The organism is Rhizobium sp. AB2/73 (assembly GCF_020871915.1).
Classification (GTDB): Bacteria; Pseudomonadota; Alphaproteobacteria; order Rhizobiales; family Rhizobiaceae; genus Rhizobium; species Rhizobium dioscoreae.
Window position 1 is genome coordinate 490,208 of sequence record NZ_CP067073.1, and the last position, 26,571, is coordinate 516,778.

Annotated in this window: 24 protein-coding genes; 7 read left to right on the plus strand and 17 right to left on the minus strand. The window is 60.1% G+C overall.

Going from position 1 to position 26,571, the window contains the following annotated elements:
• Positions 1-450: 450 nt before the first annotated feature.
• The 7 genes from kdgD to I8E17_RS28330 form a co-directional block, all read right to left on the minus strand.
• On the minus strand, positions 451-1,359 hold the full coding sequence (gene kdgD, locus I8E17_RS28300) for a 5-dehydro-4-deoxyglucarate dehydratase (protein ID WP_069615231.1): 909 nt from the start codon (positions 1,357-1,359) through the stop codon (positions 451-453).
• A gap of 36 nt (positions 1,360-1,395) precedes the next feature.
• Complete coding sequence (locus I8E17_RS28305; RefSeq protein WP_113367420.1) at positions 1,396-2,370, minus strand: mannonate dehydratase; 975 nt, start codon at positions 2,368-2,370, stop codon at positions 1,396-1,398.
• A gap of 1,150 nt (positions 2,371-3,520) precedes the next feature.
• Positions 3,521-4,153, minus strand: coding sequence for a phosphoribosyltransferase family protein (locus I8E17_RS28310; RefSeq protein WP_069615228.1), 633 nt, complete (start codon positions 4,151-4,153; stop codon positions 3,521-3,523).
• Positions 4,143-4,823 (minus strand): energy-coupling factor transporter transmembrane component T, encoded by a 681-nt coding sequence (locus tag I8E17_RS28315; protein ID WP_069615227.1) that lies wholly within the window; start codon positions 4,821-4,823, stop codon positions 4,143-4,145. The genes I8E17_RS28310 and I8E17_RS28315 overlap by 11 nt, the downstream gene beginning before the upstream one ends.
• Positions 4,820-6,343, minus strand: coding sequence for an ATP-binding cassette domain-containing protein (locus tag I8E17_RS28320; protein WP_113367496.1), 1,524 nt, complete (start codon positions 6,341-6,343; stop codon positions 4,820-4,822). Before I8E17_RS28320 ends, I8E17_RS28315 begins: the two co-directional genes overlap by 4 nt.
• Before the next feature lie 19 nt (positions 6,344-6,362).
• Complete coding sequence (locus I8E17_RS28325) at positions 6,363-6,935, minus strand: aminotriazole resistance protein (RefSeq protein ID WP_069615226.1); 573 nt, start codon at positions 6,933-6,935, stop codon at positions 6,363-6,365.
• Positions 6,936-7,396: 461 nt separating this feature from the next.
• On the minus strand, positions 7,397-8,110 hold the full coding sequence (locus tag I8E17_RS28330) for a phosphoribosyltransferase family protein (protein WP_113367421.1): 714 nt from the start codon (positions 8,108-8,110) through the stop codon (positions 7,397-7,399).
• Between the two features lie 129 nt (positions 8,111-8,239).
• On the opposite strand from I8E17_RS28330, the gene I8E17_RS28335 reads away from it, so the two are divergent.
• From I8E17_RS28335 to I8E17_RS28360, 6 genes are all read left to right on the plus strand, one after another.
• Complete coding sequence (locus tag I8E17_RS28335) at positions 8,240-9,184, plus strand: LysR family transcriptional regulator (protein WP_112723752.1); 945 nt, start codon at positions 8,240-8,242, stop codon at positions 9,182-9,184.
• 293 nt (positions 9,185-9,477) lie between these two features.
• Positions 9,478-10,092, plus strand: coding sequence for a hypothetical protein (locus I8E17_RS28340; RefSeq protein ID WP_229002262.1), 615 nt, complete (start codon positions 9,478-9,480; stop codon positions 10,090-10,092).
• Between the two features lie 281 nt (positions 10,093-10,373).
• Positions 10,374-10,868, plus strand: coding sequence for an Lrp/AsnC family transcriptional regulator (locus I8E17_RS28345; RefSeq protein WP_069615222.1), 495 nt, complete (start codon positions 10,374-10,376; stop codon positions 10,866-10,868).
• A gap of 119 nt (positions 10,869-10,987) precedes the next feature.
• Positions 10,988-12,484, plus strand: coding sequence for an NAD-dependent succinate-semialdehyde dehydrogenase (locus tag I8E17_RS28350; protein ID WP_113367423.1), 1,497 nt, complete (start codon positions 10,988-10,990; stop codon positions 12,482-12,484).
• A gap of 30 nt (positions 12,485-12,514) precedes the next feature.
• Positions 12,515-13,894, plus strand: coding sequence for an aspartate aminotransferase family protein (locus tag I8E17_RS28355; protein ID WP_112723755.1), 1,380 nt, complete (start codon positions 12,515-12,517; stop codon positions 13,892-13,894).
• Between the two features lie 142 nt (positions 13,895-14,036).
• On the plus strand, positions 14,037-15,467 hold the full coding sequence (locus tag I8E17_RS28360; RefSeq protein ID WP_113367424.1) for a PLP-dependent aminotransferase family protein: 1,431 nt from the start codon (positions 14,037-14,039) through the stop codon (positions 15,465-15,467).
• Positions 15,468-15,488: 21 nt separating this feature from the next.
• Here I8E17_RS28360 and ehuA read toward each other — a convergent pair whose 3' ends face one another.
• The 9 genes from ehuA to I8E17_RS28405 all read right to left on the minus strand — a co-directional run bounded on the left by ehuA (position 15,489) and on the right by I8E17_RS28405 (position 24,337).
• Positions 15,489-16,253, minus strand: a complete 765-nt coding sequence (gene ehuA, locus I8E17_RS28365; RefSeq protein ID WP_112723757.1) for an ectoine/hydroxyectoine ABC transporter ATP-binding protein EhuA — start codon at positions 16,251-16,253, stop codon at positions 15,489-15,491.
• Entirely contained in the window at positions 16,250-16,942 is a 693-nt protein-coding gene (gene ehuD, locus I8E17_RS28370) for an ectoine/hydroxyectoine ABC transporter permease subunit EhuD (protein ID WP_069615217.1), read from the minus strand. The genes ehuA and ehuD overlap by 4 nt, the downstream gene beginning before the upstream one ends.
• Positions 16,939-17,604: an ectoine/hydroxyectoine ABC transporter permease subunit EhuC gene (gene ehuC, locus I8E17_RS28375; RefSeq protein ID WP_069615216.1), complete on the minus strand. Its 666-nt coding sequence runs from the start codon at positions 17,602-17,604 to the stop codon at positions 16,939-16,941. The genes ehuD and ehuC overlap by 4 nt, the downstream gene beginning before the upstream one ends.
• Positions 17,605-17,697: 93 nt before the next feature.
• Complete coding sequence (ehuB, locus tag I8E17_RS28380; protein ID WP_112723758.1) at positions 17,698-18,555, minus strand: ectoine/hydroxyectoine ABC transporter substrate-binding protein EhuB; 858 nt, start codon at positions 18,553-18,555, stop codon at positions 17,698-17,700.
• A 104-nt stretch (positions 18,556-18,659) separates the two neighbouring features.
• Positions 18,660-19,679 (minus strand): N(2)-acetyl-L-2,4-diaminobutanoate deacetylase DoeB, encoded by a 1,020-nt coding sequence (gene doeB / locus I8E17_RS28385; protein ID WP_113367425.1) that lies wholly within the window; start codon positions 19,677-19,679, stop codon positions 18,660-18,662.
• Between the two features lie 9 nt (positions 19,680-19,688).
• Positions 19,689-20,867, minus strand: a complete 1,179-nt coding sequence (gene doeA, locus I8E17_RS28390; protein WP_219511734.1) for an ectoine hydrolase DoeA — start codon at positions 20,865-20,867, stop codon at positions 19,689-19,691.
• A 2-nt stretch (positions 20,868-20,869) separates the two neighbouring features.
• On the minus strand, positions 20,870-21,880 hold the full coding sequence (gene eutC, locus I8E17_RS28395) for an ectoine utilization protein EutC (protein ID WP_069615212.1): 1,011 nt from the start codon (positions 21,878-21,880) through the stop codon (positions 20,870-20,872).
• Positions 21,877-22,863 carry a hydroxyectoine utilization dehydratase EutB gene (gene eutB, locus I8E17_RS28400; protein ID WP_219511736.1) on the minus strand — a complete coding sequence of 329 codons (987 nt, stop codon included), beginning with the start codon at positions 22,861-22,863 and terminating at the stop codon, positions 21,877-21,879. The genes eutC and eutB overlap by 4 nt, the downstream gene beginning before the upstream one ends.
• A 274-nt stretch (positions 22,864-23,137) precedes the next feature.
• A complete protein-coding gene (locus I8E17_RS28405) occupies positions 23,138-24,337 on the minus strand; it encodes a DUF3422 domain-containing protein (RefSeq protein ID WP_229002263.1) in 1,200 nt (399 codons plus the stop codon).
• A 273-nt stretch (positions 24,338-24,610) separates the two neighbouring features.
• Here I8E17_RS28405 and I8E17_RS28410 point away from each other — a divergent pair, with 273 nt between their 5' ends.
• Entirely contained in the window at positions 24,611-25,159 is a 549-nt protein-coding gene (locus I8E17_RS28410) for a VOC family protein (RefSeq protein WP_113367427.1), read from the plus strand.
• A gap of 21 nt (positions 25,160-25,180) precedes the next feature.
• On the opposite strand, the gene lpdA is transcribed toward I8E17_RS28410, so the two are convergent.
• Positions 25,181-26,569: a dihydrolipoyl dehydrogenase gene (lpdA, locus tag I8E17_RS28415; RefSeq protein WP_112723764.1), complete on the minus strand. Its 1,389-nt coding sequence runs from the start codon at positions 26,567-26,569 to the stop codon at positions 25,181-25,183.
• Between the last annotated feature and the right edge of the window lie 2 nt (positions 26,570-26,571).

The window sequence follows — 26,571 nt, forward strand, 5'->3', positions numbered from 1 at the left end:
GGCGGTCAAACGTTTTCTGTTAGGCAATAGCGTGGCGATCCCCTGGCCACGGCGCGGCAGCTTTATGGCGATTGCTTATCGCGTACTCATGACCGTCATTGGTCTAAAGAATCGGTCGCTGTGACAGGCGGACCGCCGATACACGGCCACTACGCCTCTCCGCGAGACGAAGCAGTCGTGATCTTTGTCCCTCATGGGGGAAGGGTGACGATTTCGACCCAGTTCGCGCGGTGCCGACGGGATAATAGTCGATTAGCATGAGCGCGCCATTTGACTGGTCGATGGCATGGACGAATGTCTGGCAAACACACATGGGTCGATGCAACCATTGCCGACGTGGCCATCATCGCGGTAGAAATTCGAGACGGCAAGCTAACCACGAGTATCTTCCACCTGCAAAGCGTGATCGCCGGCATTGCCGACGATCGTTTGCATGTGCTTGGCTGCGCCTCACGCGGCCTTGGCTGTCTCGATGATCTTTGCGAGCGCTGCCAGTTCCTCCGGCGTCAGATCGGTCAGCGGTGGGCGCACAGGACCTGGATCCTTGCCGAGAACATGCAAGCCGGCCTTGATGATCGAGACCGCATAGCCCTTCTTCCGATTGCGCAGGGCGACGAATGGAAAGAAGAAGCCCGTGAGGATTTCATCGACCGTTGCCTGATCTCCGCCCCGCAAAGCGCTGTAGAAACGCTGGGCAAGCGCGGGAATGAAGTTGAAGACGGCGGAGGAATAGGTCGTGACGCCGGCGGCGAAATAGGCCTGGGCATAGACTTCATGGGTCGGCATGCCGCCGACATAGACGAGACGGTCCTTGAGGGTCGTGGTGATCTCGATCACCTTGTCGACGTCACCGACCCCGTCCTTATAACCGATGAGATTGGGGCACTCGTCGGTAAGCCGCGCGATGCTGTCGGCGCTGAGTACCGCATTGTCGCGGTTGTAGACGATGACGCCGATCCCGACGGATTGGCATACAGCCTTCACATGAGCGATCAGGCCGGCCTGTTCGGCGAACATGAGATAAGGCGGCAGGAGCAGCAGACCGTCCGCCCCCACCTTCTCGGCTGCCTTGGCGATCTCGATGGCAAGCGACGTGCCGTAGCCCGTGCCCGAGATGATCGGCGTATTGCCCGCGGATGCCTTTGCGGCGCGAACCACCTGCGGGATTTCGGCGGGATTGAGGGAGAAGAACTCGCCGGTTCCGCCGGCGGCAAAAAGAGCGGCGGCATCATAGCCTGCCAGCCATTCGACATGGCGGCGGTACTTCGCCTCGTCGAATTTGAGGTCGCTGTCGAAGTGAGTGACGGGAAAGGACAGTAGACCGCTGCCAACCGCCTTTTTCAGTTCAATCGGGTTCATATCGGAATCCTGTTATCGATTGGTAGGGCGATGGTCTCAGGCGCCTTCGAGTGACTGGACGAGGGCGGCGATGTAGCCGTAGCAGAAGGCGAAGGCGACGCCGGTCGGGTCCCGGCCGCTGATGGTCGGGACATGATCGGGCATCAGCATGTATTGATAGCCGACCTCCTTGTAGATCTTCGCGGAGCGAACCATGTCCATGTCGCCCTCATCCGGGAAGGTCTCCATGAACGAGAGCTTGCCACCGCGAATGTTGCGGAAATGAACGTTGAAGAGTTTGCCGCGCGTGCCGAACCAGCGGATGATGTCGTCGATTTCCTCGCGCGGATTGTCGAGCATCTCGCCGACCGATCCCTGGCAGAAATTCAGCCCGTGATAGGGGCTTTCGCGCATCAGCACGAACTTCTTCAAGCCTTCGACGGAGCCGAGCACGCGCGTGACGCCGCGATAACCCGGCGGTGTGTAGGGATCATGCGGGTGGCAAGCGAGGCGGACACGATTGCTCTCAGCCACGGGCACGACCCGCTCCAGGAAATAATCGATGCGCTCCCAGTTCTCGTCTTCCGACAGGACGCCGGCAAGGCCGGGGGCGGCCTGGTGGTCTGCCTTGTCCCAGCGGAAGCTCGCATTCATCGAACCACCGCGTCCAGGCTCTTCCGGCGTGCGCGGAATGCCGATGAGATTGAGATTGTATTTTGCCGCTGGAATGCCGGCCGCCGCCACATCTTCGATGAGCTTGCAGACTGCCTCGATCTGGCGATCGCGATTCGGTCCCGCAAGTAGAATATCGGGATAGGATGCCTTTTCGATCGGTTGAGACGGCAAGGGAAGCTGGATCATATCCAGAATCAGCCCGAAACTCTCGACTTTGTCGCGAAGGCGCTCAAGATCGGATAGCGTCCAGCTCTCCGGCTTTCCCGGCGGATCCGCACATATATGCTTCAGCCCCAATTGCGCGAAAACGCGATAATCGTCGTCGTCGCGCGCCTCGATCTGTGTTCCCACATACACTCAGCGTCTCTCCCGTGAGATTGAGCCATATCATATGACATAATATGAATTTTTCGAGATGTCGAGAGCTATGCTGCTCCGTGAGCAGGGGACACACGCAATCGCTGATATCGAGCCGCCCCATCTCGGGCCTTATCAAAAGCCACCCCCCATCTGGTACCCCTTACCGCCAAGCCTGTGGGAACCGATGGATTGCCCCTTATGCCAGTTTCAGGCGACCCGGGTCGCATGTCGCAACTTTTGACCTCAGCACATTCGCATCAGGTCACCCGCATCGCCTTGCAAGCCATGTCGATCTTCGAATATTCATATTATGAGATGTGCATAACATCATACGTATTATATAATATTCGAGGGAGGAGGCGTATATGCGATCGCGCGCTGCTCATGAAGGGCGGCACCGACGAACTCACCAAGGTGGATTTGGATGCCGGCACCACGCCTATACGCGCGAACTGTTCGAGGCGAGTTTCCTTGAAGCGGGCATCACCGATAGCCGATCGCTCCCATCTTCACGCGAGGCAGATCGTCATCCGATTCCCATCGGGATCATGATTACGAATTTGGTGGCCATGATTTTTCTACAACGGAATGCGGAAGCCCCCCAGGACAGATTAATGTGGGCCCATTCGCCTGGTTTCAATATGGCCCATGGTGATGGTGGGTTTGCATTCATCATATGATCCTGTAATCAAAGACGGATGATGCACAAGTTTCTTGCTCTCCTCTTGATCGGTCTTACGCTTTCCGCATGCGAGCAACGCGGCACCGAGGCCATGGATTGCCCGTCGCAAACCCGCAATCTGGAAGCTATGGGCCCCAATGGCGTGTATGAGTTCCGCGAGGATTGTGAGCCCAATGCCTTGACATGCATCGATCCCGACAAGAAGGCGCGGACTGGTGACGGTACCGTCATCTGCAGGGCCCGGAAGCAATAGGCGCCGTTGCGAGCTTGCCGATCCTGACAAAAGGTTTGCGGGCGCGCAGCGCCTCATGCATGGGTTCCCTCTAGCCTGATTGCCGGAACTTTGGACCGGCTGAGGACCGCATGACCGCCGTCCGGGCGTCCAGATGGCGCGCCCAGACCCAGCGCATCGAACACGTGTCGAAACAGCGGCGGAGACGAAATACGTTTATTACAGCCGTGGCCTCAGGTGCCGGGAATTGGCTCCCAGGCAGAATTGCCGGTCCTGGAGAATTGAGGAATATGAGCGAGGCCCTGAATGAGGTCGCGATCGGATCCCAGCGTCTCCTGCCAATCGCGAGCCTCGGTCAGGATAACGCCAATGCCGACAACTTCGGCTCCCGCCTTACGCACCAATTCCAGCGAACCCTTGAGGCTCGATCCGGAGGCGACCACGTCGTCGACGACAAGCACGCGCTTGCCCTTGAGAAGGGGGATCGCGGCGCGGTCCAGCAGCAGGCGCTGCTCGCCCTTGGAGGTGATCGAGGAGATGCGTTGTTCCAGCGCATTTGCCAAATGGATCTTCGGCGACTTCTGCAGGACCACATAGTTGTCGAGGCCGAGCGCCCGCGTCACTTCAATGGCGACGGGAATGCCGAGCGTCGCCGTGCCGACCACGATGTCGGGCTTGAGCGATGCGAATTTGGCGGCAAGCTTGATGCCGACATGCTCCCCGAATTTCACGCCGAGATCGATGACCATCATGAGCGAAATGGCAAAATCCGGTTTGATCGCCACGATCGGCAACTCGACGGCATAGCCGGCAACATCGACCTTCCAGTTCTGCCCGGTTCTAGGGTCCGCGGTCTCAGGGGTCATGGGCCTTATCCTTCATGCTGAGGCGCTGCTCGACCATCAGGCCGACTTCTCGCCAGGTTGTTCGCTTGTGTTTCAGATCATACCCGTAAAGGGTGAGGGAAAACGAGATGGCGTGCGCCATGCGGATCGCCTGAACGAGCAGCGGAATGCCGCGTGCCAGCGCAAAACGCAATTTCGTCGGCAGGCTGACATTGTCGATCTCCATGCCGCGAGAACGCTGGGCGTCCGCAATGCGCTCGAAATCATCGCGGAGCATCGGAATGACGCCGAAGGTCAATGACAGGACGAGCGTGGCGATGGACGGCAGCCGCGCGGCGCTTGCCGCCGCCAATATTTCGCCTGGCGAGCTTGTCTCCATGACGAAATAGAAGGCGGCCGTCGTGGTCACCAGCCTGGCGGCCATCGCCGCCGCGACCGACAAGGCTTCCGGCGTCGAAAGACCCTGCAGCCAGAGATTTATCATCCAGCTCACCATGACCATGCCGGTCAGCAGCGCGGCGCCCTTGAGATAGCCGCGGAGCCCGGGAACCCTCAAGCCCCACAGAAGGGCCAGGCAGATAAGCGCAAGGGGTACTCCGAACCGCCAGCCCGGGGCAAACCAGGCGGCCAGCATGATGATGAAGGCGATTCCCAGCTTAATAAAGAAGTTGAGCTCGTGAAGCCGCGTCATGCCATGCTCCAGGCTGTCATATCGTAGGGGGCTTGCCAGCCGAGAGAACGGAAGGTGCCGCTTTCCCAACCGTCTTCGGGTGCCCCCATGAACGCGATCCTGCCATTGTCGAGGATCATCAGGCGGGTAGCCAGATCGTCGACCAATTCCAGATCGTGCGAGATCAGCATGACCGCCCGCCCCGAAGACTGCATCGACGAGATGAAACGTTCCAGCATTTGCCGGCCTTTGATGTCCCTGCTCAAAAGCGGCTCGTCGATGATGGCAACAAGCGCGCCGGTCGCATCGGCGCAAGCAAGCCCCAGCAGTGCTTGCTGGCGGGCCGAAAGAGCAAACGGATTGGCTTCCGCCAGGTCGGAGAGTGCGTATCGCTCCAGCGCTGCCTTGGCGCGCGCAACGACGGCCAGGTCGCTCGACGATGCGCTCGACGCCGTAATAGCAAAGATCACCTCGCCTATTACGGTCATGTTGAACAGGATATGGCGCATGTTCTGGGGAATGTAGGCGATCTTGCGCGCCCTCGCCGCGACAGACCAGTCGTCGGCCTTTGTTCCGTCCAGAAGGATGGAACCCGAGGTGGTTTTCACCAGCCCGAGGATCGATTTGAACAGCGTCGTCTTGCCGGCACCATTGCGGCCGATGAGCGCCAGCACGTCTCCGGCCCGGACATCGAAACTGACGTCCTTCAATACCGGGTTGCCGCGCGAGCGGGAAAGCTGGCTCGTCAGACCCGAAACGGTCAACAGCGGGCGCCCCGGCTCAGCGGTCTGCCGCGCCGGCCGGGCGCGCATCGGTGGCAAAATGCCGGCGCCGATCCAGGCGGCGTCGTGCTTAAGCACCGTCTGCGGCGGCATGCTCGGAGAGACGCCGCCGCGACGCATCAGGGCAATGCTGTCTATTACGGAGCGGAGTGTCAATGGGTCCTGCTCCGAGACCAGCAGTGTCGGGGTGCTGTCCAGCACTTTCAGCAGGATATTGGACAGCCGCACGCGCGCGGCGGGATCAAGCCCGGTCGTCGGTTCGTCCAGCACCAGAATCGATGGGCTCGAGACGATCGCCGCGGCGATGGTGACCATTCGCCGCTCACCCCCGGAAAGGGTGAGAACCCGACGGCCGCTCAAGGCCTGCAGCTCGAATTCGGCCATCAGTTCGGTCAGCCGATCTCGGATCGCGTTTCGCTCGACGCCCTTGTTTTCCAGGGGAAAGGCGATGACGTCCTCGACGCAGATATCCCAGAGCTGGTCTTCGCTATTTTGCGACACGAAGCCAATCGTGCCGAACAGTTCCTTCTTTGTGAAGGAAAGCAGTGGGCGGCCAGAAAGCTCCACCTGCCCGGCGAATTCGGCAACTGGAATAAGGCGCGGAATCAGACCGGCGGCAACGCCGAGCAATGTCGACTTGCCGCTGCCCGCTTCACCACAGACGAGAAGCCGCTGCCCCTCGTCGAGCATAAAATTGGTTTCGGCAAGCACTGGCGCAGCGCCGCCGAAACCGATCGTCAGATTAGTGATATTGAGCACTTGTTGATCCAGATCGGGTTCAGAAGCGCTTGAAACCGGATGGATGCGCACTCTTCAGAATTTTCAGGGCCGGGATGATCAGCAGCGGCGTGCCGACGACCATCGGGACGATGTCGGACAGACCGAGATAGCCAAAACCCCACCAGAACGGGAAAATGCCGAGATAGGCAAGGCTCGCAGACACTGCTGCCACCATAACGAGCCCGACGATAAGGCAAACCACGGCAATCTTGATCAGCCCGCTGCGATCGAAGGTCGTCTTGGCAGGATCGAAAAGCAGCCCAGGCACGAGGCCGGTCAGGCCGACCATGATGCCGTCAACAAGAAGCGAATGCGCAGGTATGAAGGTGCCGGCCAGCAGCGACCAGACGATGGTGCCGAGATAGCCGCAAATGAAGCCGCTGCGCCAGCCGAGCAGAATGCCGATCACCGATGGCAGGAAGGCGAAAATGCGCCATTGAATGACGCCAGGCACGAGCTGGATTGGATTGGCATAAGCCCAAAGCACGCCAGTCGCGGCAGCCGCCACGATCGAGAGTACGATAGGAAAGAGTGTATTACCGTCGGTTTGTGAAACGGTCGCTGGTTGCATGATCTTGGTCCCTTTAAAAAGTAATTTCCAGAAATTCTCGGAAAACCCATTGGAAGGCCCTCCGCGATCATTCAGGCGCAGTTTCGCGCTCTCTTATTGACGCATCCGATTACTCCGATCCCGGACTTCATCCAATCACGAACGGAGGCCGGGACGCCACACTCCACAGACCCTCGGGGTCCCCCATAGACTACTGCTTCAGCCCCCTAAAACTCACAGGGACAATGGAGAAAAAGCCAGCGTAACGCGCGGATTGGAATTGCAATTGGAATGAATTGCCCGCGCACGGAAGTTTTCTCCAAAACATTCAAACGACGTATAGGAATTCAAATCACGAAAACCACCCATGATTGCATATGGAACTTGATCTAGCACCCGCAGCATCGGCAGGCCAATCCAATCATGCGCGTCGCGACCAACGAGTGCGGCAAAGATAGCTCAGCAAATCATCGGCACCCTGCCTATATTCGCGCGACGTCTTTCTCGGCCATGGAACGCTTCCGCCGGATCCGCGCGATAGGCTTGCCGACCGAAACGCGATCTTCCGTCCAAGCATCCTTTTCGGTCGCGGCATCCGGGGCCGCCACTCCATCGATAACATCAAACTGCGGAATGTGGCCCAGACTGGTCACCAGCTTGGCGTCCTTTCCGAGTAGCGTCCGCCAAGAATGACCTTCGGTTAGAATGGCGCCCGCACCAATTATGTTTGCGCCGGCACGACGCACGAGCCTGATTGCCGCCGCCATGCTGGAACCGGTGGCGATGACATCGTCGACAACCAGAACGCGTCTGCCCTGAAGCAGCTTTATCGAACGGCGGTCCAGCAGAAGACGCTGCGGCATTGCGGTCGTGATGGAACGAACATCCTCGACCAAGGCGTCGGCAAGGTGAAATTTGGGCGACTTCTGCAAGATTACATATCGATCGATGCCAAGGCGCCGCGAGACCTCGATGGCGACAGGGACGCCCAAGGTAGCGCTGCCGACGACGATGTCGGGCCGCAACGGCGCAAAATGACGGGCAAGGGCCTCGCCGACGAGATCTCCGAACCGGATACCCATGTCGATGACCATCAGCAATGCGATTGCTCGCCGATCGCTCAGCTGGACGATCGGCAAGCTGAAATTCTCGCCGGCAACCTGTACCTGATGGGTTTGCGGGGTCTCCAGATACATGCTGCGGCCTTTTTCGGCACCAATTGATTGCATTCAAATTATTGTCTTAATAGACACTAGATCACACGATTTTTACAACCAACAAAATTCGTCCGGTGTGTTTCCTTTTCTTCAACGAGGTACTTCCGAATGAGCAGACTCATGTTTTCTCGCTTCGCGCATTACCTCGACGAGATAGCCAACCATGGCTCGATCAGAAAAGCCGCGGAAAGACTGAATGTGTCGGCTTCGGCGATCAACAAGCAGCTCATCAGCGCCGAGGAGGAATTCGGTGTTGCCCTGTTCGAGCGCCTGCCGCGCGGCATGCGGCTGACATCGGCGGGCGAATTGCTCGTCAACGGCTACAGGGAATGGAATAAGGACCTTTCCCGCATCAAATCCGAGATCGAGGAACTGAAGGGACTACGCCGCGGCGAGGTGAAAATTGCGGCCTCCCAGGAAACCGTGCCCGATTTCCTGCCGGCGGTGATAGCGCGATTCACGAAGGACCATCCTCGTATCCGCAATGCGATCGCAGTGGAGGATTCCGATCGCGTGCGACAGCTGGTCAAGGACGGGAACGCAGATTTCGGACTGACCTTCAGCCCCCTGCCCCTGCCGGGCGTCATTGTTACACGCTCCGCCGATTTTCATCTCATCGCCATGCTGCCCGCAGATCCCGGCGTAGAGCAGCCGGCCAGCATCTCCATCGGCGAATTCTTCAAGAAGCCGACGATCGTTCCCGACACCAGCAGTCATCTACGGGATGTCGTTGATATTGCGGCGGCGCGTATCGACATCCGCTTTCAGCCTGTCCTGACGACCAACAGCTTGTCGCTCATGCGGTCCATGGTCCGCGAGGGCTGCGGTTTCGGGGTGGCCGCGATCGCTTCCGGCATGCCCCTCCCGCATGAGGACGGATTGCACTATTCTCGCTTAGCCGACAGCGGCTTGCCGCCAATGGTCCTTTCCTTGATCGTTGACCCTAGACGCAGCCTCTCGATGACATCCATTATTGCCCGCAGATATTTCGAGGAATATCTCGATGAGATCGCAGTTCGAGCCGGAAAGGCATCCGCGCATTCATTGGAATAGTCGCTCCATTGTCTCAACAGGATGATCCTTGCTCGGCGGCGCTATCTCGTCTCCGTCGACCCATTATCAATCAAAGGTGGCAGGCATCGCATTTTTTACTTCAGCTTGAGATGTCGACGCTCATGTCATTTTCGTGAGCGGCAGGCCGGAGTGCCGGCGCGTAACGTTATTCATACATCGCGGAAGTATTCCGGGGGCCGCTAAAGTAAATATCGCTCAATATATTTGAATCGAAGGCGACGCGCTCCCGACGCCGTTGAAGAAAAGGCAACACACCGAACGAATTTTGATGCTTGCAAAAGTTGCACAACCTCGCGCCTATAGGACCAATATCTTCTGCTGCTAATTCTCGAGGTGGCAAGGGAATGGCGAATGATTATAGCCCATATGAATCCCATAGGAGAGCACGACCGCAGCTTCGCCTCGTTCGTGCGCAAGAGCCGCACTTCGTCGAACGGCAAACGGAAGAAATTCCCATGCCAGAAGCCAAGTCATATCTTTTAAGCACGGTCGACGGAACGATCCGGACGGTGATGCTTCCCGCCGGCAACCGGATCGAGCACATCCGCAAGTTGGTCGGCTCCAGTGGGATCGATATCGTCCGAATCGCGGACTCCCATCTTCTCTATGCCGATAATAACGGCCTTATCGACGGACTTTCCAGCATAGCGGATTTGAAAGATCACCCCTCGCCGCTGGCCGGCAATCTTTTGATCGTCGGCAAGGATGAAAGCGGCAAGACCACAAGCGTCAGTGCGAGCATCGACGAGGCCGCTTCCTGGTTCACGATCATTCGTCCGGTTTTCCTGCCCGTTTTCGAAACCGTGCGCGAATCTCAAATTCTCAGCACGCGCGTCATCCGTCTGGATGTTCGCATTGAACGCTCGATCCCGAACGTCATCGAATAGGCGTTAGAAGATTTGGCATCGCAGCGCAAAATTAGAAACATCTATTATATTTTTTCCATGATACCACCGCTGACGGGATGTGAAGAGCATCGCTCGTAAACCTGTTTCCCGATAGCGGCCGCATAACATTATCAGCGCTGCCCATCCGGCAGATAAAGAGCCTCATTCAGGATCAGACAACGCCGCGCGATCAGCCCAATTCCACGAAGCAAGCTTGTCAGCTCTGGTTTCGAGTGCCATTGGTCTGGAAACGATAAGTGACGACAACAAGCAGCTTTCACATGAAACTTGATGCAATCGATCTGCGGATACTGGATGCCATTCAGCGCGATGGCCGCATCACCAAGCTCGCGCTGGCCGATAAGGTGGGATTGTCGCCGACACCATGCTGGCTCCGCCTTCGAAAGCTGGAAAAGGCTGGAATTATCACCGGTTACCATGCACATCTGGCACTGCGGCGTCTTGCTCCGATCGCCAGCGTCATGGTCGAGGTCACGCTCGCCAATCATCGCCAGGCGGATTTCGAGCGCTTCGAACGAACGGTCGCGGCGACGCCGGAGATCGTGGCCTGTTGGGCCGTCGGCGGCGGCGTCGATTACATCCTGAAGATCATGGCGGCAGATATCGATGCCTATCAGCGTCTGATCGACGACCTTCTAAATCGCGACCTCGGCATCGAACGCTATTTCACATACATCGTGACCAAGACCGTGAAGGAAGAAACGGTGCTTCCCGTCGCCGACCTGCTTTCCCCGGATGCGCCTAGCGGCGAATAGAGAGATTCTCTACAGACACCATTCACTTTAGGTCCTTTCTCTCTTCTAACCGCCAGCAATGGACAATCTCTCGCTGCGTTCCATGGCAGCATCGGGTATCTGGAAAGAGAGACCCGACCATGACCGCGCTCCACGCCCGCGCCACCTATCATGAAGCCCTTTCAAGGCTGAACGACCGCCATCTGCTGCGAGATCTTTCCTATATTGCCGGTCGTTGGGTCGCGGGCAAAGCCAATCAAAGCTTCGAGGTCACGGACCCTGCATCGTCCGCGACGCTTGCCTGGGTTGCCAGTCTCGACAGGCAGGAGACCATTGACGCCATCGATACTGCCGCGCGTGCCTTTGCCGCCTGGCGTTCACTGCTGTCACAGCAGCGATCAGCGATTCTGCGCAAGTGGTATGAACTCATGCTGGAGGCACGCGAAGATCTGGCGCTCATCATGACGCTGGAACAAGGCAAGCCGCTCGCCGAATCTCGTGGCGAGATCGATTACGCCGCAGGCTTCATCGAATGGTATGCCGAGGAGTCAAAGCGCATCAATGCTGAGAGCGTGACCAGCCATCTGCCGGATGCCGAAATGATCGTGCGCCGGGAAGCGCTTGGCGTCGTCGGCATCGTCACGCCCTGGAACTTTCCTTCCGCCATGATCACGCGCAAGGCCGCTGCAGCGCTTGCAGCCGGCTGCACCGTCGTCGCTCATCCGTCGTCCGAAACCCCGCTATCGGCGCTGGCCCTTGCCGAACTCGGCGAACGTGCCGGGCTTCCGGCCGGCGTGTTCAATGTCGTGACCGGCGATGCCGCGACCATCGTCGGCGCCTTCTGCGACGACCTCCGGGTCAGGGCATTGAGCTTCACCGGCTCGACCGGCATCGGCAAGATGATCGCCGGCCAGTGTGCCGGGACAATGAAGCGTCTTGTGATGGAGCTTGGCGGCCATGCGCCCTTGATCGTCTTCGACGATGCGGATCTCGACCGCGCTGTCGATATCGCCATCAATGCCAAATTCGCGACCTCTGGTCAGGACTGCCTCGCCGCCAACCGTATCTTTGTTCAGCGCCCGATCATGGATGCTTTCGTAACGGCGTTCGCCAAGCGCATCGAAGCTCTTAAGGTCGGGAACGGATTGGATGACACCTCCGATATCGGACCCCTCATGCACGAACGTGCCGTTGCCAAGGTCGAGGAGCAGGTCAGGGACGCCTTGAAGAAGGGCGCAAGGCTCATCACCGGCGGCAAGCGCCATGCGGCCGGCTCCCTCTTCTTCCAGCCGACCCTCCTCGTCGATCCCGCGCCGGATGCGTTGATCATGCATGAGGAAACCTTCGGACCGGTCGCAGCCGTCAGCGTCTTCGACAGCGAGGACGAGGTGGTCGCCCGGGCCAACGACAGCGAGTATGGCCTTGTCGCCTACGTTGTCACGGCCAACGGTGCGCGGCAGATGCGGCTTGGCCGATCGCTCGAATACGGCATGGTGGCCATCAACCGCGTGAAGATCACGGGCGGCCCGATCCCCTTCGGCGGCTGGAAGCAATCCGGTCTCGGCCGCGAAGGCTCCCGCCACGGCATCGAGGCTTTCACCGAGCTCAAATATCTCTGCGTCGACACGACAGCCTGACGCCGCGAATGAAAAAGAAGGAACGATAATATGCTGGACAAGCGCAACGAATTGAATGCCTGGGACAGGGACCATTTCTTCCATCCCTCGACTCATATGGGCATGCACGCGCGTGGAGAGACGCCGACTCGCGTGATCGCCGGCGCCGACGGCGTCTACATCACGGATACAACCGGCAAGAAGAGCCTCGATGCCTTTGCCGGCCTTTACTGCGTCAATGTCGGCTATGGAAGGGAGAAAATCGCCAATGCGATCGCAGAGCAGGCAAAGAACCTTGCCTACTACCACGCCTATGTCGGCCACGGCACGGAAGCTTCCATCACGCTTTCGAAGATGATCATCGACCGCGCGCCGGAAGGCATGAGCCGCGTCTATTTCGGGCTTTCCGGCTCTGACGCCAACGAGACCAACATCAAGCTCATCTGGTACTACAACAATATTCTCGGCCGTCCGGAAAAGAAGAAGATAATTTCGCGCTGGCGCGGCTATCATGGCTCCGGCGTCATGACCGGCAGCCTCACCGGTCTCGAACTGTTTCATAAGGCCTTCGACCTGCCACGTGCGCCGATCCTCCATACCGAGGCGCCCTACTTCTTCCGCCGCGCCGACCGCGCGATGAACGAGGAACAATTCGCGCAGCATTGCGCCGACAGACTGGAGGAGATGATCCTCGCTGAAGGTCCGGAGACGGTCGCAGCCTTTATCGGCGAGCCGATCCTCGGCACCGGCGGCATCGTTCCGCCACCGAAGACCTACTGGCAGAAGATCCAGGCCGTTCTCGAAAAATATGACGTCCTGCTCGTGGCCGACGAGGTCGTCACAGGTTTCGGCCGTCTCGGCACGATGTTCGGCTCCGATCATTACGGCATGAAGCCGGATTTGATCACCATCGCCAAGGGCCTGACCTCCGCCTATGCGCCGCTTTCGGGCAGCATCGTCTCCGACAAGGTGTGGCAAGTTCTCGTGCAGGGATCCGATCAGCTCGGCGCCATTGGCCATGGCTGGACCTATTCCGCCCATCCGATCTGCGCGGCGGCCGGCATCGCCAATCTCGAGCTGGTCGATGAACTCGGCATCGTCGAGAATGCGGGCTCGACCGGTGCCTATTTCCGCTCCGAACTTGCCAAGGCCGTCGGCGGCCACCGGCATGTCGGCGAGGTTCGTGGCGACGGGCTGATGGCAGCCATCGAATTCGTCGAGAACAAGGACGATCGCAAGTTCTTCGATCCCGCGCAGAAGATCGGTCCGCAGGTGGCGGCGGCACTGCTTGAGCGCGGTGTCATTGGCCGCGCCATGCCGCAGGGAGACATCCTCGGCTTTGCACCGCCGCTGTGCCTGACGCGCGAGGAAGCCGATATCGTCGTCAAGGCGGCGGCCGGCGCCATTGAAAGCGTATTTTCGAACCGCTGATCCGCTCCTGACGAGGCGACCCTGCACATCCTAGCCAATGGCGCGGCCTGTTGTTGACAATAGGCCGCGCCATTGCATTCGGTCGTCGCCATCCGGTGCCGAATGGTGTACATGGACTCCTGTAATTGTACCGGATCAATCCATGTATCGTCATGATTCAAAAGGCCAGGACAATGGCGCCTGGAAGCCCGTGCTTCAGCATCGCAAGGGTGTGACCAAGCACAAGCTGCTCACCGACAAGATCATATCGGACATCGATGACGGCATTCTGCCCGTCCACGCGCAGATGCCGACGCATCGCGATCTTGCCCATGCACTGGGAATTTCCGTCCAAACCGTGAGTTTGAGCTACAAGGAGGCGGAGCGCCGCGGCTACCTGCGCGGCGAGGTGGGGCGCGGCACCTTCGTGCGCAGCCGCGTCACCGAACGCGCCGACAGCTTCATGCTCGATCGCGATCCGAGCGGCAGCGCCGATCTCTCCATCATCCGAGCTGTCTATACCGAGGCGCATGAGCGATCGGCCCGTGAACTGATGCAGGCGCTTGCCGAAAGCGACAATAGCAGCTTCATGCGGCCCTGCCGGCCGATCGCCGGCCTCGATGCCCATCGCGCAGCGGCGCAGATCTGGCTCTCAGGTCTGTCCGTGAAGACCGATCCCGACCGGATCCTGATCACGAATGGCGCGGCGCACGGACTTTTCCTTGCCGTCGCCTCGGTCGTTCGGCCCGGCGAGGTGGTCCTGACCGAGAGCCTGACCGATCACGGCATCATCGGCCTTGCTAATGTTCTCGGCTTCACGCTGCGTGGCCTTCCGGCCGATCGCGAGGGTATCCTGCCCGAGGCCTTCGAAGCGGCATGTGCCATCGGCGACGTGACGGCACTCGTCATCGTTTCCTCGCTTGGTAATCCCACCAGCCATGTGATGGGGGCCGAGCGTCGGCGCGCAATCGCCGATATCGCCCGCCGGCACGGCATCTTCGTCATCGAGGATGAGGTCTACAAGCCTATGCTGCGCGATCCCCTCCCCTCGATGGCGGACCTCATACCCGAGCTCGGCTTCTTCGTGACCAGCTTCACGAAATCCGTGATGACTGGATTGCGCATCGGCTATCTCGTCGTGCCGGCTCATTATTCGATCCGCGCCACTTCGATCCTGCGCGTCACCGGATGGAGCGCCACCAACGTCGTCGCCGAAATGGCGTCGCGCTGGGTGCTGGATGGGACGGCGCAAGCCCTGCTTGCCGTCCAGCGAAGCGAGGCGGAGGCCCGGCAGGCGATCGTCTCCGATGTGCTGGCGCCATTCGTCGCCGGCAGCCATCCGCTGTCGCTTTGCGCCTGGCTTTCTGTTCCGGAACGTTGGAGCGAGGAAGGCCTCGTGCGGGCGCTGGCCCGCAAGGGCGTGGCGGTCACGCCATCCGATCCGTTCGTCGCCGGTGGAGAGCGGCCAGTCGGCGGCATCCGCATCTGTCTCGGCGGCCGCCTCTCCCATTCCGCCCTCCGCTCAGCGCTCGAAACCGTTCGCGGCACGTTCGAACAGCTGCCGCCCGTCTTCGATGTGGGATCAATCGTTTAGCCTTGCCGTAGCTCAATCCCATCAAAGAATGGAGCGCAGAAACTCCTTGGTGCGATCTTCCTTCGGCGCGCTGAAGATCTCTTCCGGCTTGCCTTGCTCGCAGATACGGCCCTTGTCGAAAAAGCAGACGCGATCGGAGACTTCGCGGGCAAAGCGCATCTCATGGGTAACGAGCAGCATGGTCAGATCGTGTTCATGGGCCAGATCGCGGATGACGCCGAGCACCTCGCCGACGAGCTGCGGATCGAGCGCCGATGTCGGCTCGTCGAACAACAAGACCCTTGGACGCATGGCGAGCGCGCGGGCGATCGCGACGCGCTGCTGCTGACCACCGGAAAGCTGACTTGGATAATGATCCTTCTTCTCCGAAAGTCCCACCATGCGCAAAAGCTCGACCGCGCGGCACTCGGCCTCCGCCCGACCAAGCCCGAGCACGCGTGTCGGCGCTTCGACGACATTGCGCAGCACGGTCATGTGCGGAAACAGGTTGAAGCTCTGAAAGACCATGCCGACATGGGTACGGATCTGGCGCAGATGCGCCTCGCTGGCGAGGAAGCGACCACGGCCATTGTCTTGATGGTAGGACATACCGGCCAGATGCAGGGTGCCTTCCTGGAAAGGCTCGAGCGTCATCAGGATGCGCAGGACGGTCGATTTTCCAGAACCGGAAGGACCGATCAACGTCACCTTCTCGCCAGGCGTGACGTCGAAGCAAAAATTGTCGAGAACGGTCAGGTGGCCGTAGCGCTTGGTCACATCTTGAAAGCGGATCAGTGGTTGCGTCATTTGAGAGCAATTCCGTTTTTCGGCAACGCCTTTTCGAGCCAATGAATGGCCGCCGAGCAGACGAGCGTGAGGATGAGAAAGATCAGGCCGACAAGGGAAAGCGGCACCAGATACTCGAACGTCCGATCCCCAATGAGATTGGCGAGATTGAGCATGTCGACCACAGTGACGACGGACAGGACCGGCGTCTCCTTCAGCATGGAGACGAGATAGTTGCCCATGGCCGGAATGATGCGGGGGATCGCCTGTGGGATTATGATATCCCAATAGGTGCGGCCGCGGCTGAGATTGAGCGCCGTCGCCGCCTCCCATTGTCCGAGCGGCACGGCATCCAGGCCGCCGCGATAGACCTCAGACGTATAGGCCGAATATTGCAGCCCCAGCGCCAACGCACCGGTCAGGAAGGCCGGCAATACGATGCCGTAGATCGGCAGGACATAATAGAGGAAGAAGAGCTGGACGAGCAGCGGCGTATCGCGCAGGAACTCGATGACGAAAGCCGTCGGCCAGGAGATCACCGCGAAGCGGCTGCGCCGCAGCAAGGCGAAGAAAAGGCCGAGAACAAGCGCGATCGCAAAGCCGGCGGCCGCCGCCTCCAGCGTGACGATCAGGCCGATGCCAAGGATCGGCAGGATCGACAAAGCGAAGGACAGCGTCGTCGAGGTATCCCAGGTGAAGCCATACATCATGCCGGCGCCCTCCCCGGGAAGGCGACGCCACGACGAAGAATGGTCTCCAGCCAGCGCATGAAGGCAACCAGAATGAGCGCCATGATGAAATATCCGATGAGCGTCAACGAGTAGATCGTCACGCTGTCGAGCGTGATGTTGCGCAATTGCTGCGCCTGGAAGGTGAGATCGCTGATCGAGATGAGCGACACCAATGCGGTGTCCTTCAGATTCTGAACGGCGAGATTGCCGAAAGCCGGCATCATTTCGACCACGGCCTGCGGCAGGACGATATGGAAGAGCGTCTGGCCCTGCCCGAAATTCAGCGCCCGCGCCGCTTCATGCTGCGTATCGGGGACCGCCTGCAGCGCGCCGCGCACCACCTCCGCGCCATAGGCGCCGATATTAAGCGCCAGGCCGGCGATGCCCGTGGTGATGGGATCGAAGGAGATCCCGATCAGCGGCAGCGCGTAATAGAGCCAGAAAAGCTGCACCAGAAGTGACGTACCGCGAAAGATCTCGATATAGACGATCGCGATTGCGGAGAGCAGCCGCCCTCCGGCAAAGCGCGCAAGGCCGGCCGCAAAAGCGAGGATCGCGCCCAGGAACATCGAGGCTATGGCGATGAGCGCCGTCACCTCCGCGCCCTTCAGCAATGCCGGCAGATAGTGGGTCCAGCTCATGTCCGGGTCACCTCCGTTCCAGAATGGGAGAGGCCGAACGACCCGGCAATCGTCCGCGGCCGGCCGCCAGGTCGTTCTTGACTATCGATAGGCTCATTTGCCCGCGCACAGATCTTCGGTGCTCTTCGTGCGTGCGGCCTCGACGCTTTCGGCGCTGAGACCATAGGACATCAGGATCTTCTTGTAGTCGTCGGTCTTCTTGAAGGCTTCGAGAGCGGTATTGAAGGCCTTGTAGAGTTCCTTGTCCTCGGGCCGGAAATCGAAGCCGCCATAGCTTCTGACGGATTTCCCGTTGATCACCGGATCGGTGAAGGGCTCGGCATGCTCGACATTCGTGCTGCCCTGAACGAGCTTGGCGACAGTCAGCTCGGTTGCCGCATAGGCGTCGGCGCGGCCGGTCTGGATCGTGGACAGCGCATCCGCATTCGCCTGGATCATGACGATCTGGGACTCCGGAATGCCGAGTCCATGGAAGAAATCGAGCTGATCGGCACCCGATACGATCGCGACCTTGAGCGACGGATCCTTCTTGATATCCTCATAGGAATGCAGCTTCTTCGGATTACCCTTCGGCACCAATAACCCCTCGCCGTAGCTCGAATTCGGCGTGGTGAACTGTACCTGCTTGCAGCGCTCCGGCAGGATGTTCTGCTCGGCGGCAACGAAGTCGAAGCGCTTGGCCTTCAGCCCGGGGATCAGCGACCCGAATGGCGTCACGGTCCAGTCGACTTCCTTAACGCCCATCGACTTCAGCACGGCGGCGGCAACATCGGGACCAATACCCTTGGCGGCACCGCTCTCGTCCATATAGCTATAGGGAACCTCATTGGCGCTGGCACCGCGGATGTAGCCATCCTTCTTGATCTGCTCGAGGCTGGCGGCATGGGCAGATGCGGCCAGACCAACGGTCAGACCCATGGCGGCGAGGCTGCGGTAAAAATTCGATCTCATGGTTCACTCCTCTGTGGTTGAAATTCGTCATCGGCTGTCCGGTTTTCCGGATCTTTGCCAACAACGGGGTGGTGACCCGCGCCGCGCCATCGCGGCGAGGGAATTCAAGGCGCCTCCGTCAATGTTGCGACGACGGCCAAGCAATCCCCGGTCTTGATGAGACCGGGAAAATGACGTGCGGCGAGAACGCCATCCAGCGCCGCCCGATAGTCAAAGGGCTCGGATCCGGTGCGGCCGATTGGATGGATGCGGGCGATGATCTCGCCCTGGACAATCGTGTCGCCAAGATCCTTCAGCGGCTCGAAAAGCCCCTCAGCCTCGGAAAAGACGAAGCAATCCGACGATGGCATATCGAGCCATTGCGTCGCTTCGACCTCCGGGGCGCCTGCAACGATTCCGGCGTGCTTCAAGACATTCAGAACGCCGCGCTTGGCAATGGAAGCCGTGCGCGCCGATATGGTTCCACCGCCCGAAAGCTCGGTGGTCACAAAGACCTTGCCCATCTCCTCGGCCGTTGTGTCGTACATGCCGACAGCATCGATCTCGATCATCCGCATGGAATAGGGTGCGGAGAACGCGGCGACTCCATCGAAGCAGGCCTTTTCCTGCCCTTTGTCCGGCAGCTCATGCGCTGCGGCATAGGGCAGGAAATCAAGCGTACGGCCACCTGAATGGAAATCGAGCACGATATCGGCAAGCGGCAGCAGGTATCGGGTAAAATAGTCGGCGATCTTCTCGGTCACACTGCCGTCGGGCCGACCGGGGAAACTTCGATTGAGATTGCCCTTGTCGATCGGCGAGGTACGGGTGCCCGCCCGGAAAGCAGGGTAATTCATCGCCGGAACGATGATGACCCTTCCCCTGACCTCCTCCGGCTTCAGAGTCCGGGCGAGATCGAAGAGGGCAACGGGGCCCTCATATTCATCGCCATGATTGGCGCCGGTCAAAAGCGCCGTCGGCCCCTCGCCGTTCCTGATGACGCAGATGGGGATCATGATCGAACCCCAGGCGGAATCGTCGCGCGACCAGGGAAGGCGCAGGTGCCCGTGCTGAATGCCGTCGCGATCGAAATCGACTGACGGCGTGATCGGCGATGGACGTTTGGATATGCTCATGCTGTTCATCTCAGGCGATCACTTCACGACAAGTCGTCGGGGAACGTTGGAGAGGCACTCGACGCCGCTCTCGGTGATGACGATGCTTTCGGTGATTTCCATGCCCATGTTTTCCAGCCAGAGGCCGGTCATGAAATGGAAGGTCATGCCCGGCAGCAATTCGGTGCGATCGCCGGGGCGCAGGCTCATGGTGCGTTCGCCCCAGTCCGGCGGATAGGAAAGGCCGATCGGATAGCCGGTGCGGTTATCCTTGACGATCCCGTATTTCTTCAGGACCGCGAAGAAGGCGTTGGCGATATCCTCGCAGACGTTACCTGGCTTGGCGGCGGCAAGGCCGGCCTCCATGCCCTCGAGCGTCGCCTTCTCCGCGTCGAGAAAGGCCTGTGTCGGCTTGCCGAGGAAGACGGTGCGCGACAGCGGGCAATGATAGCGGCGATAGCAGCCGGCAATCTCGAAGAATGTGCCCTCGCCGCTCTTCATCGGCTTGTCGTCCCAGGTCAGATGCGGGGCGGAGGCATCGGCGCCCGACGGCAGCAAGGGAACGATCGCGGCATAATCGCCGCCAAAGCCGTCGACACCGCGAATGCCGGCATCATAGATTTCGGCGACCAGATCGGATTTGCGAATGCCCGGCTCGACTTTCTCGACGATCCGCTGGTGCATGGCCTCGACGATGCGCCCGGCCTTGCGCATATAGTCGAGCTCAGTCGGGCTCTTGACGGCGCGCTGCCAGTTCACAAGCCCCTGGGCGTCCTTGAAACGGGCATTCGGCAGATGCTTGACGAGCGAGGCATAGGCTGCCGCCGTGAACCAGTAATTATCCATCTCGACGGCGATCGAGGCATTGGCCCAGCCGCGCTCCTCGATGACCTTCGAGAGGAGATCCATCGGATGGCGCTCATTGGACTGAACATAGTGATCGGGATAGCCGATGATGTTGCCGTGGGCCAGATAGGCGGTGCGCTTGGCGCCATTGGCATCCTGGCCGCGGCCATACCAGATCGGCTCGCCGGAGCCTGGCACCAGCACGCCTTGATGCACGTAGAAGGACCAGCCGTCATAGCCGGTGAGCCAGTGCATGTTGGAGGGATCCGTGACGATGACGAGATCGACACCGGCTTTTTCCATCGCGCGGCGCGTCTTTTCGAGCCGCTCGGCATATTCGGCGCGGGTGAAATTGAGGGTTGGTTCGCTCACGCTTAGTCTCCTGATGCTTTCGTCGTTTCGATCGCTTGGCCCGCGCCGGCCGAGACGGCGCGGCGATGGGCAAGCGTGGCAATGGCGGTATCCTGGACGCCGGTCCCGGTCAGATCGCAAAGGGTGATCGCCTCGGGCGACCGGCGGCCCGCCGCCTTGCCGGCGATAATGGCGCCGAGTTCGGGGAAATCGGCGCTCTCGCTCACAAGTCCTGCTACGATCGCATGATGAAGCTCGCCCAGCCGCCGCGTCTGTTTCAGGCTATCGGCGACGTAGGGCGCGGCTTTCAAAATCAGGGTCGGATCGATCTCGTTCTTATGCTCGGCGTCGGAACCCATGGCGGTGACGTGCTGACCCGGCCGCAGCCAGGCGGCCTTGAGGATCGGTTTGTCGGAGGGCGTCGTCGTCACGATGATGTCAGCGCCGCGGCAAGCCGCTTCGGCATCGGCTTCCGCCACGACGGGAAAGCCGAGTTCGGCCGTCAGCTCCTGAGCGAGCCTTTCCGCCTTCGCCAGATCGCGCGCCCAAATCCGAGCAGCCTCGATCGGCCGGACGAGCGCAAGCGCGCACAATTGCAGACGGGCTTGCATGCCGGCGCCAAAAATCGCTGCGATCCGGCTATCTGGGCGGGACAGGTGTCGCGCGGCAACGGCCCCCGCGGCGGCCGTGCGCACATCCGTCAGATAGCCATTATCGAGCAGGAGCGCCTCGACAAGGCCGGTGCGTGCCGACAGGAGCATCATCAGCCCGTTGGTGCTTGGCAGTCCAAGTGATGGATTGTCGAAGAAGCCGGGGCTGACCTTGATCGCGAAACTGGCGAGATCGGGAACATAGGCCGTCTTCACGTCGACCTCGCCGCGATGGGCGGGGATGTCGAGCCGCATGATCGGCGGCATTTCCACGGCCTTCGTCGCCAACGCCGCGAATGCCTGCTCGACGCAATCGACAGCATCGCTATCGAGCTGAACGACCTTGCGAAGGTCTGTCTCCGTCAGGATCAACACGCGCGTCATGGCGCCACCTCCGCCTTGATACCATCAACGATTGCCCGATGGACAGCCGGATCGATATTGCCCCCGGAAACGACGACAACCGTTGGACCATCGGATTTGATCTTGCCGGCAAGCAGGGCCGCTATCCCGACCGCGCCCGCCCCTTCGACCGTCAATTCCTCGATCAAGGCCGCATGGCGAATGCCGGCGGCGATCTCCTCCTCGCTGAGCAGGATGACATCATCGAGAAGCGTCCGGCACATTCGGAACGTCAGGCGGTTATCGAGCCCAATGCCGCCGCCCAACGAATCCGCCAGGGTCTCTACCTCCTGCACATCCGTTGGACGACCGGCCGCAAGGCTTGCCGCCATCGCCGCGCCGCGCTCCATCGAAACGCCGACCACCTTGGCGGTCGGCAGACGGCTCCTGATCGCGGCGGCGACGCCCGAGGCCAGCCCTCCGCCCGAGAGTGGTACAAGGACAAGCGCGGTCTCAGGCAAGTCATCGGCGACCTCGAGTCCGAGCGTGCCTTGGCCTGCAATGACATCGGCATCATCAAACGGGGGAATGAAATACATGCCCTCTTCACGGACGAGGCGCTCGACCTCCGACATCGCATCATCCTGCGAGTATCCGACGATACGGATGTCCGCGCCAAGATTTCGGATAGCTTCGACCTTGTTGGTCGGAACAAGCGCGGACAGGCAGATGGTCGCACGGGCTCCCATCGCCTTGGCGGCGTGGGCAACCGCCCTGCCGTGATTGCCGGTCGATGCCGTCACCAGCCCGCGCGAACGTTCCTTTTCATCCAAACATAGAAGCGCGTTCGTGGCGCCGCGAAGTTTGAAACTGCCCGTATGCTGATGGTTTTCCAGCTTGAGATGAACTGGAATACCCGTCCGCTGAGACAGAGCTTGCGAGAGCCGCAACGGCGTGCGCAGCACCTTTGGGGCAATGCGCCGCCGCGCCGCTTCTATATCCTCCAGCGTCACCATCATTGTCATGGCGCGCACCGATGCCTTGCCAATGATGCAACCGGCGTCATCACGAATGTCATCTCTTTCTCGGGCTGAATGTTCATGACATCAGCGTGAAAGAGACAATGGATCATGTCAATCTGTATATTGTTTCATTACAATTATAAGTGCTTCCTCCAAGACCGACAGCCAATTGAGGCCATGTCGGCATGACACGCGCTTGCGGCTCGCCAAGCGCGCGGGAGTTTGGATTCGTGCTGATGCTGGGCAGCAGTTGCCGCGCGCTACGTTCAAAAAGACTTCAGGATTTCAGTGCGTGCCTGACCCTCAGGATCGCGAGGGCGACCGCTCCGATCACCACGGGAATGGAGATCAGCATGTAGATCGGATTGACATGAAGACCGGCATGATCCGCCGTCTCGATCGCGACCTTGATCAGGCTCAGAAGGTAGTAGCTGATGGCGATGATCGAGAGACCCTCGACCGCCCGCTGAATTTTGACCTGGGTTTCGGCGCGCTCGGCCATGGCCTGGATCTGAACGGCGTTCTGGACCTCGATCTCCACCTGGATGCGGGTCTGGAGCAGGTCGATCAGATGCATGGTCGCATGTGACAACTGCTCCAGGCGCAATGCGGTCGCTTCACAGCTCCTGACCGCCGGTTTGAAGCGGCGCGCCACGAAAACCCCGAAACGCTGAAAACCTGGAACATGGGTCTCGCGCAGCTCGGCGATGCGTTCCTCGACGATCTTGGCGTAGGCTGCCGTTGCGCCAAAGCGATTGCGCGTCTGTGCCGCCGCGGAGATCACCTCCGCGGAAAGCTGAGAAATCTCATCGAGCAGTTGTTTATGGTCTTCGGCGGAGGTCGATACATGGCGATTGGTCAATTCGACAAGCTTCCGGTCGTAGCCGCCAAGAACCGGGCCAAGCCGCCGCGCCTCCGGAAAACCCAAAAGCGCCATGACGCGGTAGGTCTCGATTTCATAGACCCTGCGCACCATGCGGCCGAGCCGATATGCGTTGAGGTCGTGATTGAAAAGGATCGTGCGGCTGGTACCATTATCTCCGACGCGAAAATCCGAGCAAACGAGCGCGGCTCCGCCGCCAATGGTGGACGCTGCCGTATCGCCGAATTGAAGCGACGAAAGGAGAGGGCCGAGTTCGCTGGGCGCCGATCCGCAAATGAGAATTTCCAATCGGCAAATGAATGACCAGTCGGTCAAACCAGCGAGCCGCGCCGCCTCATCGATCGACAGGGAACCCGCGGGCCAGGTCGAGGGATCGGTCTCAAGAGGTGTCACTCGGGTGACGGTCACGAACTCGGTATGAAACTCGACTTGTGTTCGAGGGCCCTCGATTGCGTCCTCGGCAACGACAACGCGGTGGCTGAGGTCGGAGATCGAGGGTGATGTGCCCGACAGGGCTATATGCTCGACCAGCGCCGGACCCGAAAAATAGATCGATGGCCGCGCATGAAGTTCCGAATTGAAATCGACTGCCACCGCTTTCGCCCCCCTAAGCACATCCCTACTCTCATCGTATGCCGGCCATTGCTGCGATCGGCAATGCTTCGCTGCCTGCGACAGAGTGTCCCGAGGTTTTGAAGGCAATCCTGCTCGCCTGAATTCTGACATAGGGTAGGCTCGACGCAACCAACATCGATCGCATAACTTGCGAAGCAAGGCTTTCGGTAGAAAATAGCGGCAACCGCGCGACGGGGCCGCGGAACCACGCAGGCGACGGTTCGTCCTGGAACTGTTGAAAGGGAGACTTGCATGACAAATGCCGCAAGCCTGGGGTTGCCAGGCCTTCTGGGTCAGGACCATACGGGCATTACCGTTCCCGATCTCGACGAGGCACTCGATTTCTTCGTCCGAATACTTGGTTGCAGGCATGCCTACACCTTCGGCCCGATCGGTGACGAAGACGGCGATTTCATGCGCCAGGCGCTGGGCACTCATCCACGCGCCCGCATCAGGCGCGCGGCGCTTATCCGCGTCGGCCACGGCTCCAATCTGGAGCTCTTCCAATATGAGGCACCGGACCAGCGCCGCCTTGAACAAAGGAACAGCGACATTGGCGCCTTCCATGTCGGGCTTTATGTCGAAGACATTCAGGCGGCCAAGGCCTACCTCGATACACAAGGCATCCCGACCCGCCTCGGACCGCTCCCCATCAGCGAGGGACCGAATGCCGGACAGAGCATCCTCTATTTCCAATCACCCTGGGGCTTGCAATTGGAACTCATCAGCTATCCGGAGGGCATGGCCTACGAAAAGACGGCCGAAACCATCCTTTGGTCGCCGAAATCTCCGGAAAAATGACTATTGGCAGCTGAGACCGGCTCAGATGTGCAGGGCATGGCCGAGCGCTTTCAACGCGGCTTCCTGCAGGCTTTCGCTGCGGGTCGGGTGGGCGTGGATCGTCCCGGCGATGTCTTCCAACCGCGCGCCCATCTCGAGTGCCAGCGAGAACGCGCTTGACAGTTCCGAGACGCCGGCACCAACCGCCTGCAGGCCAAGCACCAGATTGGTGTCCGCGCGCGCTACAGCCCGCACAAAACCGTCTTCCGACTGGGTCGTCATCGCACGGCCGTTGGCGGCGAAGGGAAAGAGACCGACGCGGATTTCATGGCCCTGGGCGCGCGCTTCATCGGGTGAGAGCCCCGTGGTGACGATCTCGGGATCGGTGAAGCAGACGGCGGGAATGGCACGTTTATCCCAGACACGCTTGCGGCCGGCGACGATCTCCGCAACCATCTCTCCTTGCGCCATGGCGCGATGGGCAAGCATCGGCTCGCCCGTGACATCGCCGATGGCATAGACACCGCGCATGGAGGTGCGGCAACGCTCATCGATACGAATGAAACGGCCCGCGCGATCGAGATCGAGTTCCTCGAGACCCCAACCTTCCGTGCGTGGCTTGCGCCCGACTGTGACGAGAACCTTGTCAGCGGCGATCCGCTCTTCCTCGCCGGCAGCGGTTTCTATCAGCAGCGCCTCTCCCGAATAGGCTTTCGCATTCGCTCCAGTCAGAACGCGCACGCCGAGTTCACCCAAGCGTTTGGCAACCGGCTTGACGAGCTCGGCGTCATATTGTGGCAGGATTCGCGGCATTGCCTCGACCACTGTGACCTGCGCGCCCAGCTTGGCGAAGGCAGTGCCGAGTTCCAGGCCGATATAGCCGCCGCCGACAACAGCGAGACTATTGGGAACACTCGTCAGCGACAGCGCCTCGGTGGACGAGAGGACCGCTCCGCCAAAGGGCAGCAGCGGCAACTCGACCGGTTCGGAGCCAGTCGCGATGACAACCGCTTCGGCACGGATGACCTGAGTTCCGGTCTCGGTCTCGACCTCGACGGTCTTGCCGTCGCGGAACGTCGCCTGGCCGTGCACGATCTTGACCTTGGACTTGCGCAAAAGACCGAGTACGCCGTTGTTCAGGCGGCCGACGATGCCGTCCTTCCAGCGTATGGTCTGCGCGAGATCGAGCTTTGGCGCCTCGACAGTGATGCCGAGCGCGTTGGGTGTGGTCATGTGGCTGACCTTTTCGAACTCCTCGGCCGCATGGATCAGCGCCTTGGAGGGGATGCAGCCGATATTCAGGCAGGTGCCGCCAGCCTTTGTGGATTCGACGATCACCGTATCGACGCCGAGCTGACCGGCGCGGATGGCGCAGATATAGCCGCCGGGTCCGGCGCCGATGACGAGGAGCTTGCAGACGATTTCTTTCATGT

Coding starts and splice junctions, on each gene's coding strand:
- ehuC (WP_069615216.1), bottom strand. CDS start 17,604: ATGAGCTGGACCCACTATCTGCCGGCATTGCTGAAGGGCGCGGAGGTG.
- eutB (WP_219511736.1), bottom strand. CDS start 22,863: ATGACAATGATGGTGACGCTGGAGGATATAGAAGCGGCGCGGCGGCGC.
- ehuA (WP_112723757.1), bottom strand. CDS start 16,253: ATGACGCAACCACTGATCCGCTTTCAAGATGTGACCAAGCGCTACGGC.
- I8E17_RS28345 (WP_069615222.1), top strand. CDS start 10,374: ATGAAACTTGATGCAATCGATCTGCGGATACTGGATGCCATTCAGCGC.
- I8E17_RS28360 (WP_113367424.1), top strand. CDS start 14,037: ATGTATCGTCATGATTCAAAAGGCCAGGACAATGGCGCCTGGAAGCCC.
- lpdA (WP_112723764.1), bottom strand. CDS start 26,569: ATGAAAGAAATCGTCTGCAAGCTCCTCGTCATCGGCGCCGGACCCGGC.
- I8E17_RS28350 (WP_113367423.1), top strand. CDS start 10,988: ATGACCGCGCTCCACGCCCGCGCCACCTATCATGAAGCCCTTTCAAGG.
- I8E17_RS28410 (WP_113367427.1), top strand. CDS start 24,611: ATGACAAATGCCGCAAGCCTGGGGTTGCCAGGCCTTCTGGGTCAGGAC.
- I8E17_RS28315 (WP_069615227.1), bottom strand. CDS start 4,823: ATGACGCGGCTTCACGAGCTCAACTTCTTTATTAAGCTGGGAATCGCC.
- I8E17_RS28325 (WP_069615226.1), bottom strand. CDS start 6,935: ATGCAACCAGCGACCGTTTCACAAACCGACGGTAATACACTCTTTCCT.
- eutC (WP_069615212.1), bottom strand. CDS start 21,880: ATGACGCGCGTGTTGATCCTGACGGAGACAGACCTTCGCAAGGTCGTT.
- ehuB (WP_112723758.1), bottom strand. CDS start 18,555: ATGAGATCGAATTTTTACCGCAGCCTCGCCGCCATGGGTCTGACCGTT.
- I8E17_RS28310 (WP_069615228.1), bottom strand. CDS start 4,153: ATGACCCCTGAGACCGCGGACCCTAGAACCGGGCAGAACTGGAAGGTC.
- kdgD (WP_069615231.1), bottom strand. CDS start 1,359: ATGAACCCGATTGAACTGAAAAAGGCGGTTGGCAGCGGTCTACTGTCC.
- I8E17_RS28330 (WP_113367421.1), bottom strand. CDS start 8,110: ATGTATCTGGAGACCCCGCAAACCCATCAGGTACAGGTTGCCGGCGAG.
- I8E17_RS28335 (WP_112723752.1), top strand. CDS start 8,240: ATGAGCAGACTCATGTTTTCTCGCTTCGCGCATTACCTCGACGAGATA.
- I8E17_RS28355 (WP_112723755.1), top strand. CDS start 12,515: ATGCTGGACAAGCGCAACGAATTGAATGCCTGGGACAGGGACCATTTC.
- doeB (WP_113367425.1), bottom strand. CDS start 19,679: ATGAACAGCATGAGCATATCCAAACGTCCATCGCCGATCACGCCGTCA.
- ehuD (WP_069615217.1), bottom strand. CDS start 16,942: ATGATGTATGGCTTCACCTGGGATACCTCGACGACGCTGTCCTTCGCT.